Raw genomic sequence first — 12,742 nt, 5'->3', positions numbered from 1 at the left:
TTACCGCCAGAGATGAGCGGAAATTGCAACTCCGTATTGGCGCAAGGGCTTATGCGCTCCGCCCACATCCACGTGGTCGGAGGCGAGTAATTGAGATATCACAGGGCTAAAGCGGCTACTTTGAGGTTCCTGGCATGGCCCTTAGTATCGAGGACTCCGAGGTCGAACGGCTCGCGAGGCGTCTGGCGCAACTCACTGGCGAGACGGTTGCTCTTGCTACGAAGCGAGCTATCGAAGAGCGCCTCAGGCGCATCGACAATCAGTACTGCAAAACTGCTCTTTTGGAGGATATGGCCGCAATCCGTCGACGCTGGAGCGAGCTGCCTGTGGTAGCCGACCGGATGCCCGACGAAATAGTAGGATACGACGAACACGGATTGCCATTCTGACTTCAGTCGATGCTAGGCATCTACGCGCCATATGGGTCGGCGTCGCTCCGTCTTCTGCGAGCCAAGACTCACTCACACAACTCATAAGCGTCCTCGACCACATACGGGCCGCCGCCCGTCGATGCGCGGGACGAGAACAGCACGAAACGTTCGGCCGTGAACGCCTTGCTGGGAAAATAGCCGCGCAGCGAAAGATAATCGGCGACGTCACGGTCGGTGGCGTCGTGCAGCCGGGCCAGCGTGACATGCGGGATGAACTTGCGGCCTTCAGGGTCGAGGCCGATCCGCTGCATCAGGCGCTCGAGCTCGGCCTGCAATTCCATCAGCGGCTTGCTCGGCACGATGGTGGCGACCACCGCGCGCGGCTTGCGTCCGCCGAAACTCTGCAAACCCTGCACCTTCACCTCGAACGGCTTGCGGTCGACGCGAAACAACATCGAGGCGATTTCGTTGGCGGACATGCCATCGATATTGCCGATGAAGCGCAGGGTGACGTGATAATTTTCGGGATCGATCCAGCGGGCGCCGGGAAGGCCGCCCCGTAAATTGGAAAGCGACTGGCCAATCTCGGCCGGAATTTCCAGACCAGTGAACAAACGCGGCATCGTTTCGCACTCCCGATGCTTGGGCATGATCCCAGGGCAAGATCATATCCAAATTTTAGAGCCGGCGACGAATCACCGGTACCTCAATTCCTATCGCAGTTGTGTGACTCTGCGAAGCATCGCGCGCCTCACCCCGGTAAAACCCTGGGAATTACGGTTAGCGTTGCCTGCTTTTCAACGCCGCTGCTCAGCTATCGTGCCAATGAATGCCTCAACCGTGGGCAAGATATTCCTGACGATGATGTCGACGCCGGCCGCGGTCGGATGAATGCCGTCGGCCTGGTTGAGCTTGGCATCAGCCGCGACACCGTCGAGAAAAAACGGATAGAGCGGCACGCCGAATTTTTTCGCCAGATCCGGATAAATCGAATTGAAGCGCGCGGCATAGTCCGCGCCGTAATTCGGCGGCGCCAGCATACCGCACAGCATCACCGCGATCTTGCGCGCCTTGAGGCGCTGGACGATCTCGGTCAGCGCGGTGCGCGTCAAATCGGGATCGATGCCGCGCAGCGCATCGTTGGCGCCGAGCTCGATGATCACACCGTCGGTTCCGTTGGGGACCGACCAGTCGAGCCGGTCACGACCACCCGAGGAGGTGTCGCCGGATACCCCGGCATTGGTCATGTCGACCTCTATGCTTTTGTTTTGCAAGGCTTTTTGAAGTTTTGTGGGGAACGCCTCCTGGGCCGGGAGGCCAAGGCCGGCGCTCAAGGAATCGCCGAGAACCACCAGCTTGATCGGCTTCGCAGCCTCGGCCCATGCCGGATTTGGCACCGTCATCAAAGCGAGCATCAACACGGCTATGTGCATGAACAATCCGTAACGCCTCTCGACCGCGCGTGCGGAGTTGCCATATGACCGGACCATGGATACTCGCATCTCTTCCTCGTCGCTTGCCGACAGCTCGGCGGACACCATCGCCATCTCCAACGTCAATCTGTCATTGGGTACGGGCGCGGCACGCGTTCACATTCTCAAGGATATCAGCCTGCGCGTCGGCCGGAGCGAGACGATCGGCCTGATCGGCCCGTCAGGTTCGGGCAAATCCACGCTGCTGATGGTGATGGCGGGGCTGGAGCGTCCTGATAGCGGAGAGGTGGTGGTCAGCGGCACGCCTTTCAATGCCCTCGACGAGGACGCGCTGGCCCGCTTCCGCGGCCGCCAGGTCGGCATCGTCTTCCAGTCCTTCCATTTGATCCCGACCATGACCGCGCTGGAGAACGTCGCGGTGCCGCTCGAGCTTGCGGGCAATCCCGACGCCACAAAGCGCGCGGCGCAGGAGCTGCAATCGGTCGGGCTCGGCGACCGTCTGCATCACTATCCGACGCAGCTCTCCGGCGGCGAGCAGCAGCGCGTCGCGCTGGCCCGCGCGCTGGCACCCGATCCCGCGATCCTCGTTGCCGACGAGCCGACCGGCAATCTCGACGAAGCCACGGGACAACAGATCGTCGACCTGCTGTTCAGCAAGCATGCCGAGCGCGGCATGACGCTGGTGCTGGTCACGCACGATTCCTCGCTGGCGCATCGCTGCGATCGCGTGATCCGCCTGCGCTCCGGGCGCATCGACACGCAGTCGGCGCCGGCATGAGCCTCGCTGCCGAACCGTTTGCGAAGCCCAATGGCGTTGCGCTGTCGCTGCGCTACGCGCTGCGCGAATTGCGCGGCGGCCTGCGCGGCTTCTACGTCTTCATTGCCTGCATCGCGCTCGGCGTGATGGCGATCGCCGGCGTCGGCTCCGTATCGGCGAGCCTGAGCGACGGCCTCGCCCGCGAGGGCCGTACGCTGCTCGGCGGCGACGTGTCCTTCGTCTTGTTCCAGCGCGAGGCGAAGCCGGAGGAAGTCGCCTTCCTGCGTTCGCGCGGCACCGTCTCGAGCGCCGCCACACTGCGCGGCATGGCGCGCTCGGCTGAGGGCAAGCTGGCGCTGGTCGAGATGAAGGCCGTCGACGACACCTATCCGATGCTGGGACAGCTGACGCTGGCGCCGCCGCTGCCGATGTCCGACCTGCTCGCAGAGCACGACGGCGCGTTCGGCGCGGCCGCCGATCCGACGCTGCTGGCGCGGCTGTCGCTCAAGACCGGCGATCGCGTCACCGTCGGGACTGCCACGTTCCAGATCCGCAGCGCCGTCGAAGCCGAGCCTGACAAGCTCGCCGGCGGCATCGGCTTCGGCCCGCGCTTCCTGATCAGCGAGGCGGGCCTGCGCGCCACGGGGTTGGTCCAGCCCGGCAGCCTGGTGCGCTGGGTCTACCGGGTGAAGCTGCCGGAGATCGCCAATAGCGAGCGCGCCACCGACGCCTTCATCGCGGACGCCCGCAACGCCGCGCCGCAGGCCGGCTGGGAGGTCCGCAGCCGCTCCAATGCGTCGCCGCAGCTCGAGCGCAACATCAACCGCTTCACGCAGTTCCTGACGCTGGTCGGCCTCGCCGCGCTGCTGGTCGGCGGCGCCGGCGTCGCCAATGCCGTCAAGGCCCATATCGATCACAAGCTCGAGGTGATCGCGGCCTTCAAGGCCGTCGGGGCCACCGGGCGCGACGTGTTCGGCATCTATCTCGCCCAGGTTCTCCTGCTCGCCGCGATCGGCTCGGTGATCGGCCTCGCGCTCGGCGCCGCCATGCCCTTCGCAATCGTCGGCCTGTTCGGCAAGCTGCTGCCGCTGCCGGTGGTGCCGGCGGTGCATGCCGACGAACTCGCGCTGTCGTTCGTCTATGGGCTGCTGACGGCGCTTGCATTCGGCCTGTGGCCACTCGGGCGGGTGCACGACGTGCCGGTGGCCGCGCTGTTCCGCGACACCATCAGCTCCGAATGGCACCGGCCGCGCTGGAGCTATCTCGTCTTCATGGCCGTCGTGATCGCGCTGCTCATCGCGGTCGTGATCGGGCTATCCTTCGACAAGCGCATCGCCGCGGTGTTCGTGGCCTCCTCCGTGGTCGTGTTCGCGCTGCTGCGCGGCATTGCCGCTCTGCTGATGACGATCGCACGGCGGCTGCCGCGCACGCGGTGGCCGATGCTGCGGCTTGCGATTGCCAACATCCACCGGCCGGGCGCGCTGACGCCCTCCGTCGTGCTGTCGCTCGGGCTCGGCCTCGCCGTGCTCGTCACCATCACCCAGATCGACGGCAATCTGCGCCGGCAGTTCCTGGCGGCACTGCCCGAGCACGCACCGTCGTTCTTCTTCATCGACATTCCGAGCACGCAGGCCGAGCAGTTCGACTCATATCTGCGCCAGCTCGCCCCTGGCGCGAAGGTCGATGACGTGCCGATGCTGCGCGGGCGCATCGTCGGGGCCCGCGGCGTCCGCGCCGAGGAGCTCAAGCCCAGCACCGATTCCGAGTGGGTGCTGCAGAGCGACCGTGGCCTGACCTATACCGCCGAGCTGCCGAAGGGCTCCAAGGTGGTCGAGGGCGAGTGGTGGAGCGCCGATTATTCCGGCCCGCCGCTGGTTTCGATGGAGAAGAAGATCGCGGACGGACTCGGCCTCAAGCTCGGCGACGAGGTCGTGGTCAATATCCTCGGCCGCGACATCCCCGCGAAGATCAGCAATCTGCGCAGCATCGACTGGCAGGGCCTCGGCATCAATTTCGTCCTCGTGTTTTCGCCGAACGCGTTCAAGGGCGCGCCGCACACCCACATCGCGACGCTGACGGAAGCCGGCGGCGATGCGGCCGGCGACGGCAAGATCATCAGGGAGGTGGCTGACGCCTATCCGATGGTGACGAGCGTGCGCGTGCGCGAGGTGATGGAGACGGTCGGCTCGGTCGTGACCAACCTGGCGCTGGCGATCCGCGGCGCCAGCGCGGTGACCCTGATCTCGGCGATCCTGGTGTTGGGCGGCGCGCTCGCCGCCGGCCATCGCCACCGGGTCTACGATGCTGTAATCCTCAAGACCCTGGGCGCGACCCGGCTGCGGCTGCTCGGCGCCTATGCCCTCGAATACCTCCTGATTGGCCTCGCTACGGCGGTGTTCGGCGTTTTCGCCGGCAGCGTCGCGGCCTGGATGATCGTGACCCGGCTGATGACCCTCACTTTCGTCTGGCAGGGCGGCAGCGCCGCCGGCGTGGTCGCGGCTGCCTTGGTCGTCACGGTCGGCCTCGGGCTCGCCGGCACGCTGCTGGCGTTGAACAAAAAGCCCGCCACGGTGTTGCGGAATTTGTGACAAATGGTAGCGGGCGGCGGCACGGGAGCGAAATCGCACGATTCCGGCGATTAACCACGTCCGCTCGTCTGGATTGCAGGGAAGGGCGACATTCAGCCGCGCGTGGACGGTTGCAGCGGATGTGTTAGTTTCCCACATATCGAGTGGGTTCGGAGCCCCGATTGTTAGCCAAAATTTAGTCGGCAGACATCGGTATCCGAGATAGAGTTTGACGAACCGGCGGCATGGCGACCCTCATGCCGGACCGGACCAACCAACGGGAATTCGACCATGTCGGACCTAGACCGCAATTACGCTTCTCCTTTCGGCAGGGCCGCCGGGCGTGTTGACGCCGCGACGGTCGATGCCGGCCTGCGCGCCTACATGCTGCGCATCTACAACTACATGAGCATTGGCCTCGCCATCACCGGCTTGGCCGCGCTCGGCGTCTACATGGCCGCCGTGACGGATGTTCCGACCCCGGAAGCCGTCCGCGTCGGCAAGCTGTTCCTGACGCCGTTCGGCTACGCGATGTTCGTCAGCCCGCTGAAGTGGCTGTTCATGCTCGCGCCGCTCGCCATGGTGTTCGTGATCTCGGCGGGCATCAACCGTCTCGCTCCCTCGACCGCCCAGATCCTGTTCTGGGTGTTCGCGGCGCTGATGGGCGTCTCGCTGTCCTCGATCTTCCTGGTGTTCACGCACACCTCGATCGTGCGGGTGTTCTTCATCACCGCGGCGACCTTCGGCGCGCTCAGCCTCTACGGCTACACCACCAAGCGTGACATGAGCGGAATGGGTTCGTTCCTGTTCATGGGCCTGATCGGCATCGTGATCGCGAGCCTGGTAAACCTGTTCCTGGCGAGCTCGGTGCTGCAGTTCGTGGTGTCGGTGGTCGGCGTGCTGGTGTTCGCGGGCCTCACCGCCTGGGATACCCAGCGGCTGAAGAACGACTACATCTACGGCTACGCCTCGGCCGGCGGTGACATCGCAGAGCGTGCGGCCATCACCGGCGCGCTGTCGCTGTACCTGAACTTCATCAACCTGTTCACGCTGCTCCTGCAGCTCCTCGGCCAGCGCGACTAAGCGCTGAGGCGAGAGGACGGACACGAACCCCGGCCGAAAGGCCGGGGTTTTTGTTTGGGTGGGCCGGACGTCGTCATCGCCCGCCTTGTGCGCAATTGCGCACTGGGGCGGGCGATCCAGTACGCCGCAGCGCCTCGATCCTAGCCGTGCTGTCTCGGAGTACTGGATGCCCCTCCTACGCGGGGCATGACAGCGCAGAAGATGGAGGCTGCTTCCCTCGCAATGACGCGTGGGGAGGCCGTTCGCCTCTTCCAGCCGTTCCAGGAAGGCTCTAATCTTGCCCCATGTCCGCACCCGATATCAGGCCCACCACTGAGGCCGACCTCCCCGCCATCACCGCCATCTACCAGCAGGCCGTCCGCGAGGGCACCGCGACGTTCGAGCTGGAGCCGCCCGATCTCGCCGAGATGACGCGCCGCTACCGTACGCTGATCGACGGCGGCTACCCCTATTTCGTCGCCATCCTCGACGGGCGCGTCGCCGGCTACGCCTATGCCGGCGCCTACCGGCCGCGGCCGGCCTACCGCTTCACGGTCGAGAACTCGATCTATCTCGATCCGTCCTTCCACCGCCGCGGCATCGGAGCGCTCCTGCTGGAGCGGCTGATCGTCGAGTGCGAGGCGCGCGGTTTCCGCCAGATGATCGCCGTGATCGGCGATTCCGCCAATGCGGGTTCGATCGGCGTGCACAGCAAGGGCGGCTTCAAGATGATCGGCACGCATCCCAGCGTCGGGCTGAAATTCGGCCGCTGGCTGGACACGGTGATGATGCAGCGGGATCTTGGCGAGGGCGCGAAGAGCGTGCCGGGGAAGTAAGGCCCGTAGCCCGGGTGAGCGAAGCGATACCCGGGAAGGCTGCAAGCAAAGACCCGGATGTCGCTACGCTCATCCGGGCTACTGGATCCCTGCTCACACCACCGCCAATTTGCGATCGATCACCAGGAGCACGCGCTCCAGTTCGTGGCCGCGGCGCAGGATCAAGCCCGTCGCCGAGATCACGCTGTACATGCCCTGCTTGCGCGCGAGGCGCGGATCCTTCTCGATACGATAAATTGGCACTTCCGAGGCGCGGCGGAAGACCGAGAACACGGCGCGATCCCTGAGGAAGTCGATGGCATAGTCGCGCCACTCGCCGTCGGCGACCATCCGGCCGTAGAGATTGAGAATACGGTGCAGCTCGAGCCGGTTGAACGTCACGCGGCTCAGCTGCGCATTCGAAGCGGCGGGGCGCGCCGCCGCGCGCTGTTCGCTCGGATCGGCATCCTCCGACAGACTCATAGGTCGCCTCCTGTCGCATCAGCATGACCGCGTCCGCGAAGAACCGTCCCCGGAACCGCGGATCATGACAGTTGCATGATCGCGCCAACTGTTCCCCACCGCAAGGGGCCCCTGGAAGGACACTGGACCGGAGCAAACCGCCCACACGCAGCGGTGGAACTCTGTCGCGGCAAACCGTCACGGGATCGTTAGCAGGAATCATAGTGTCGCCGCTTTTCCGCCAAGCGACTGCCGCCCTGCATTGCGAAAAGACTTGTGTGCGTTGACCCGGTCCTTTCGGTTCCGGATTCCTCAGCCCCCAGCCCCCCGGGGCCGTCAGGATCGGGTCTGTTCGCACGACAAGGAGGGCCAACGCGAGTTGGTCCTTTTTTGTTTGGGTCGGTTTTGTCTGTGTCGGGATGTTTCTGCCTCGACGCATATCTCACCATCTCCGCACAAACTCTCTCCCCTCATCCTGAGGAGCCGCGAAGCGGCGTCTCGAAGGATCGAGGCCGAGCTGCCTCAGTAGGGCCTGCATGGTTCGAGACGGCGCTGACGCGCCTCCTCACCATGAGGATTGAGAGCGTGCTTGAGTCGGAAGATTCGAAGTGTGCGCGTCAGTGCAGCGACGTATACGCCGCGCCCAGCATCGGGCCCGGCTTCTCGCGGCTGCCGTCCTGAACATAGACCACGGCACCGTCGACGCCGTCGCGCGTGAGGTTCTCGATCGGCACCGTCCAGCTTTCCGGACGGCCGGTCCAGTCGCCGACCTTGAGCAGGTTGCGCACCACGTTGTGATAGATGACCTGCTGTCCACGATTTTCGCCGCGGCTGATTGCGATCGGGACCGATTTCGCAATCGAGCAGATCCAGACCTCGCCGTGGGACGCCGTCGGCTCGTTGCTCGCGGCGACCGAGACGTTGATCTGCTTGCCAGCGAGCGACATCGTCACCGGCACGCTCATCACACCAGTGCCCTTATCGGTTTTGCCGATCGCGCTTTCGATGCCGGTGCGGTCGCTGCCGACGACATGCGTGGAGCCGTTGACCACGACCTGCGGCGTGTAGACTTCGCGGTCGCCGCGCATGCGCGAATAGGCACGCTGCCGTGCAGAGAAGCGCGAATCGGCCAATGTGTCCTTCCAGCCGAGATAGTCCCAATAGTCGATCGGCATGCTCAGCGCGATGATCGAGGGATCGCGGGCGAGGTCGCCGATGATCTTGTCGGCCGGCGGGCAGGAGGAGCAGCCCTGCGAGGTAAACAATTCGACAACGGCGCGGGGATCAGCCTCGGCAGGACGAATGACGGCGACGATTGCACAGAGACCAAGAGCTCCCGACCAGAGGGCGCCGGACCAGCGTGAAACCAGATGAGAAGCCGTCATTGTTGTCATGTCGAACGCCGTACACCATTGCTCGTGAGAGGGAAATCTTACCGCCGGATGGTCACCGTAGTCTTACGGGCCTCACACTTTCGTCCGCCAAAGTAACCGTCCAAAGCGTCGGGTTCTCCGCCGGGCGGGCCCATCTGAAGCCTGCCGCAAACGCGTGAAGGCGGCCTTGTGATAGGCCGCCTTCGTGTAACCTACTACTCACTTCGCAGTGAGCCACCGTTCACAAGTCCGCGCTTACGCCGCGAGCTTGCGCAGCACGTAGTGCAAGATGCCGCCGTTGCGGTAGTATTCCAGCTCGTCCAGCGTATCGATGCGGCAGAGCAGCGAAACGCGCTGCAGCGAACCGTCGCCGGAGACGATCTCCGCGGTCAGCTTCTGGCGCGGCTTGAGCTCGCCGACGAGGCCGCGCAGCGTGACCTTCTCGTCGCCCTTCAGACCGAGCGACGACCAGGAGGTGCCGTCCTCGAACGTCAGCGGCAGCACGCCCATGCCGACCAGGTTGGAGCGGTGGATGCGCTCGAAGCTCTGGCAGATCACGGCGCGCACGCCGAGCAGACGCGTGCCCTTCGCGGCCCAGTCGCGCGAGGAGCCGTTGCCGTATTCGGCGCCGGCGAACACCACCAGCGGCACCTGCTCCTGCTGGTACTTCATCGCGGCGTCGTAGATCGACATCTGCTCGCCGTCTGGCCAGTGTTTTGTCAGACCGCCCTCAGGGATATTTCCATCCGCGCCCTTGAGCATGAAGTTCTTGATGCGGATATTGGCGAAGGTGCCGCGCATCATGACTTCATGGTTGCCGCGCCGCGTGCCGTACTGGTTGAAGTCGGCCGGACGTACCTGGTGTTCGCTGAGATATTTGCCGGCGGGCGAGGTGAGCTTGATCGAACCGGCCGGCGAGATGTGGTCGGTGGTGATCTTGTCGCCGAACATGGCGAGGATGCGGGCCTCGACGATGTCGGTGACCGGCTCCGGCTCCTTCTTCATGCCTTCGAAATAGGGCGGGTTCTGCACATAGGTCGAGCTCATGTTCCAACGATAGGTCTCGCTCTCGACCGTCTTGATCTTGCGCCAGTTGGTGTCGCCCTTGAACACGTCGGCATACTTCTTCTTGAAGATCGACGCGGTCACGAACTTCTTCATGAAGGCGTTGATCTCCTTCGTCGTCGGCCAGATGTCCTTCAGGTAGACCGGCTTGCCGTCCTTGCCTTCACCGAGCGGTTCGATAGCGAGGTTCTTGGTGACGGTGCCCGCGAGCGCGTGGGCGACCACGAGCGGCGGCGAGGCCAGATAGTTCGCCTGCACGTCCGGCGAGACGCGGCCTTCGAAGTTGCGGTTACCGGAGAGCACGGCAGCCGCGACGATGCCGTTGTCGTTGATCGACTTCGAGATCTCCTCGGGCAGCGGACCGGAATTGCCGATGCAGGTGGTGCAGCCGAAACCGACCAGGTTGAAGCCGACCTTGTCGAGATCGGCCTGGAGACCGGAATCGGCGAGATAGGCCGCCACCACCTGGCTGCCCGGGGCGAGCGAAGTCTTCACCCACGGCTTTGCCTTGAGGCCCTTCGCGGCGGCGTTGCGCGCCAGCAGACCGGCGCCGATCAGCACGCTCGGGTTCGAGGTGTTCGTGCAGGAGGTGATCGCGGCGATCACGACGTCGCCATGGCCGATGTCGAACTTCTTGCCCTCGACGGCAAAGCGCTTCGCCGGCTCCTCGGCCTTCTTGTATTCGCTGGCGAGCGCGAGCGAGAAGCCCTCGGCCACGGACGGCAGCGCAATGCGGCCTTCGGGGCGCTTCGGACCGGCCATCGACGGCACGACGTCACCGAGGTCGAGCGTCAGCGTCTCCGTGAACACCGGATCGGCCGACTTGGCGGTGCGGAACAGCCCTTGCGCCTTCGCATAGGCCTGCACCAGCGCGACGCGCGCCGAGGCGCGGCCGGAGGTCTTGAGATAATCGAGCGCGGCGGCGTCGACCGGGAAGAAGCCGCAGGTCGCGCCATATTCGGGCGCCATGTTGGCGATGGTCGCCTTGTCGGCGACCGAGAGATGGTCGAGGCCGGGGCCGAAGAACTCGACGAACTTGCCGACAACGCCGAGCTTGCGCAGCATCTGCGTCACCGTCAGCACGAGGTCGGTCGCGGTGACGCCTTCCTTCATCGCGCCCTTCAGCTTGAAGCCGACGACGTTGGGCAGCAGCATCGACAGCGGCTGGCCGAGCATGCAGGCTTCGGCCTCGATGCCGCCGACGCCCCAGCCGAGCACGGCGAGACCGTTGACCATGGTGGTGTGGGAATCGGTGCCGACCAGCGAGTCGGGATAGGCGACCTCGAAGGTGCCGGTCTTCTTGCCGACCGTCATCTTCTCCTTCTTGGTCCAGACCGTCTGGGAGAGATATTCGAGATTGACCTGGTGGCAGATGCCGGTGCCGGGCGGCACGACGGAGAAGTTCGAGAACGCCTTCTGGCCCCATTTCAGGAACTCGTAGCGTTCCTGGTTCTGCTTGTATTCCTCGGTGACGTTCTTGCCGAACGCCTTGTTGTCACCGAAGAAGTTCACGATCACGGAGTGGTCGATGACGAGGTCGACCGGCACCAGCGGATTGATCTTCTCGGCATCGCCGCCAAGCTTCTGCATCGCGTTGCGCATCGCGGCGAGATCGACCACGGCGGGGACGCCGGTGAAGTCCTGCATCAGCACGCGCGCCGGGCGGAAGGCGATCTCATGCTCCAGCGACTTCTTGCGCAGCCACTTCGACACCGCGACGATGTCTTCCTTCTTGACCGAGCGGCCGTCCTCGTTGCGGAGCAGGTTCTCGAGCAAGACCTTCATCGAATAGGGGAGTTTCGAAATTCCCTTCAGACCATTCTTCTCGGCCGTGGGCAGGCTGTAATAGACATAAGTCTTGGCGCCGACCTTGAGGGTCTTTTTGCATTTGAAGCTGTCGAGCGAGGTCATGTAGGAAATCCCAATTGTTAGTTATACCCGGCAGGGTATTTTAACACCGTCAGCGTAGGCAGGCTGAGTCGCTTGCAGGGGCAGGTTGAGTTGCTGCATCAAGTAGTTCCGGGCTTATAGAAGCTTTCTAACCGCGCCGCCACAGCCACAAACGTGCCGCGGCAATCCGCGAGCCAAAAATTCCCATACGCTACCCCAAGTTTTCCTGAGGCCTGACGTTGAGCGGGTTGGTACGAGGCGAGATGCAGCTTTCCGGACATGGGGTCACATGCGTGCGGGGCGGCCGCGAGGTGTTTGCCGGGCTCGATTTCGGGGCCGGCTCCGGCGAAGCCGTGGCGGTCGTCGGCCGCAACGGATCGGGCAAGACCTCGCTGCTGCGGCTGATCGCGGGCCTGCTCATTCCGGCGGGCGGCACGATCGCGCTGCACGGAGGTGACGCCGAGCTGACATTGCCGGAGCAATGCCATTATCTCGGTCATCGCGACGCCCTGAAGCCGGCCCTCAGCGTGGCGGAGAATCTGACGTTCTGGGCCGATTTCTTGGGCGGCGAGCGTTTCGACGCCGGCGAGAGCCTCGCCACCGTCGGGCTCGACCATGCCGCCGATCTGCCCGCCGCCTTCCTGTCCGCAGGCCAACGCCGCCGGCTCTCGCTGGCCCGCCTGCTGACCGTCCGCCGGCCGGTCTGGCTCTTGGACGAGCCGACCACGGCGCTGGATGTCGCGGGCCAGGACATGTTTTCCGGATTGATGCGCGAGCACTTGGCGCGCGGCGGCCTGATCGTCGCCGCCACCCACGCCCCCCTCGGGATCGATTCGCGGGAGCTGCGGATCGGGGGTGCGGTGTGATTCCGATGGACCCTCAGTTTTCCGAGCGGCGGGGTGCCGCTCTCTCCGTTCCCTCCCCCCTTGTGGGGGAGGGTCAGGGAG

The 12,742-nt window shown here is 64.5% G+C and carries 11 protein-coding genes; 6 read left to right on the top strand and 5 right to left on the bottom strand.

Annotated features, from left to right (window positions below; genetic code table 11):
- Window positions 1–134 precede the first annotated feature (134 nt).
- On the top strand, window positions 135–389 hold the full coding sequence (locus AC0L3K_RS31175) for a type II toxin-antitoxin system VapB family antitoxin (RefSeq protein ID WP_007598864.1): 255 nt from the start codon (window positions 135–137) through the stop codon (window positions 387–389).
- 68 nt (window positions 390–457) lie between these two features.
- Here AC0L3K_RS31175 and thpR read toward each other — a convergent pair whose 3' ends face one another.
- On the bottom strand, window positions 458–994 hold the full coding sequence (gene thpR / locus AC0L3K_RS31170) for an RNA 2',3'-cyclic phosphodiesterase (protein ID WP_007598862.1): 537 nt from the start codon (window positions 992–994) through the stop codon (window positions 458–460).
- 174 nt (window positions 995–1,168) lie between these two features.
- On the bottom strand, window positions 1,169–1,804 hold the full coding sequence (locus AC0L3K_RS31165; RefSeq protein ID WP_219681960.1) for an arylesterase: 636 nt from the start codon (window positions 1,802–1,804) through the stop codon (window positions 1,169–1,171).
- Between the two features lie 55 nt (window positions 1,805–1,859).
- On the opposite strand from AC0L3K_RS31165, the gene AC0L3K_RS31160 reads away from it, so the two are divergent.
- The 4 genes from AC0L3K_RS31160 (at window position 1,860) to AC0L3K_RS31145 (ending at window position 7,026) form a co-directional block, all read left to right on the top strand.
- On the top strand, window positions 1,860–2,582 hold the full coding sequence (locus AC0L3K_RS31160; protein WP_007598857.1) for an ABC transporter ATP-binding protein: 723 nt from the start codon (window positions 1,860–1,862) through the stop codon (window positions 2,580–2,582).
- Window positions 2,579–5,149 (top strand): ABC transporter permease, encoded by a 2,571-nt coding sequence (locus tag AC0L3K_RS31155; RefSeq protein WP_473367502.1) that lies wholly within the window; start codon window positions 2,579–2,581, stop codon window positions 5,147–5,149. The genes AC0L3K_RS31160 and AC0L3K_RS31155 overlap by 4 nt, the downstream gene beginning before the upstream one ends.
- Before the next feature lie 270 nt (window positions 5,150–5,419).
- The gene (locus tag AC0L3K_RS31150; RefSeq protein WP_007598855.1) at window positions 5,420–6,211 is read left to right on the top strand and encodes a Bax inhibitor-1/YccA family protein; all 792 of its coding nucleotides are present in this window, start codon (window positions 5,420–5,422) and stop codon (window positions 6,209–6,211) included.
- A 284-nt stretch (window positions 6,212–6,495) separates the two neighbouring features.
- On the top strand, window positions 6,496–7,026 hold the full coding sequence (locus AC0L3K_RS31145; protein WP_473367501.1) for a GNAT family N-acetyltransferase: 531 nt from the start codon (window positions 6,496–6,498) through the stop codon (window positions 7,024–7,026).
- Between the two features lie 93 nt (window positions 7,027–7,119).
- On the opposite strand, the gene AC0L3K_RS31140 is transcribed toward AC0L3K_RS31145, so the two are convergent.
- The 3 genes from AC0L3K_RS31140 to acnA all read right to left on the bottom strand — a co-directional run bounded on the left by AC0L3K_RS31140 (window position 7,120) and on the right by acnA (window position 11,816).
- Window positions 7,120–7,488 (bottom strand): DUF2794 domain-containing protein, encoded by a 369-nt coding sequence (locus tag AC0L3K_RS31140; protein WP_007598853.1) that lies wholly within the window; start codon window positions 7,486–7,488, stop codon window positions 7,120–7,122.
- A gap of 596 nt (window positions 7,489–8,084) precedes the next feature.
- Entirely contained in the window at window positions 8,085–8,861 is a 777-nt protein-coding gene (locus AC0L3K_RS31135; protein ID WP_473367500.1) for a DUF1223 domain-containing protein, read from the bottom strand.
- Between the two features lie 234 nt (window positions 8,862–9,095).
- Window positions 9,096–11,816 (bottom strand): aconitate hydratase AcnA, encoded by a 2,721-nt coding sequence (acnA, locus tag AC0L3K_RS31130; RefSeq protein WP_354201513.1) that lies wholly within the window; start codon window positions 11,814–11,816, stop codon window positions 9,096–9,098.
- A 242-nt stretch (window positions 11,817–12,058) separates the two neighbouring features.
- On the opposite strand from acnA, the gene ccmA reads away from it, so the two are divergent.
- A complete protein-coding gene (gene ccmA, locus AC0L3K_RS31125) occupies window positions 12,059–12,661 on the top strand; it encodes a heme ABC exporter ATP-binding protein CcmA (RefSeq protein ID WP_007598847.1) in 603 nt (200 codons plus the stop codon).
- The last annotated feature ends 81 nt before the right edge of the window (window positions 12,662–12,742 follow it).

It is taken from the genome of Bradyrhizobium sp. MI1.10, from assembly GCF_055811035.1.
This window is presented reverse-complemented; position numbering and strand designations above follow the sequence as displayed.

Coding starts and splice junctions, on each gene's coding strand:
- AC0L3K_RS31175 (WP_007598864.1), top strand. CDS start 135: ATGGCCCTTAGTATCGAGGACTCCGAGGTCGAACGGCTCGCGAGGCGT.
- thpR (WP_007598862.1), bottom strand. CDS start 994: ATGCCGCGTTTGTTCACTGGTCTGGAAATTCCGGCCGAGATTGGCCAG.
- AC0L3K_RS31165 (WP_219681960.1), bottom strand. CDS start 1,804: ATGCACATAGCCGTGTTGATGCTCGCTTTGATGACGGTGCCAAATCCG.
- AC0L3K_RS31160 (WP_007598857.1), top strand. CDS start 1,860: ATGGATACTCGCATCTCTTCCTCGTCGCTTGCCGACAGCTCGGCGGAC.
- AC0L3K_RS31155 (WP_473367502.1), top strand. CDS start 2,579: ATGAGCCTCGCTGCCGAACCGTTTGCGAAGCCCAATGGCGTTGCGCTG.
- AC0L3K_RS31150 (WP_007598855.1), top strand. CDS start 5,420: ATGTCGGACCTAGACCGCAATTACGCTTCTCCTTTCGGCAGGGCCGCC.
- AC0L3K_RS31145 (WP_473367501.1), top strand. CDS start 6,496: ATGTCCGCACCCGATATCAGGCCCACCACTGAGGCCGACCTCCCCGCC.
- AC0L3K_RS31140 (WP_007598853.1), bottom strand. CDS start 7,488: ATGAGTCTGTCGGAGGATGCCGATCCGAGCGAACAGCGCGCGGCGGCG.
- AC0L3K_RS31135 (WP_473367500.1), bottom strand. CDS start 8,861: ATGACAACAATGACGGCTTCTCATCTGGTTTCACGCTGGTCCGGCGCC.
- acnA (WP_354201513.1), bottom strand. CDS start 11,816: ATGACCTCGCTCGACAGCTTCAAATGCAAAAAGACCCTCAAGGTCGGC.
- ccmA (WP_007598847.1), top strand. CDS start 12,059: ATGCAGCTTTCCGGACATGGGGTCACATGCGTGCGGGGCGGCCGCGAG.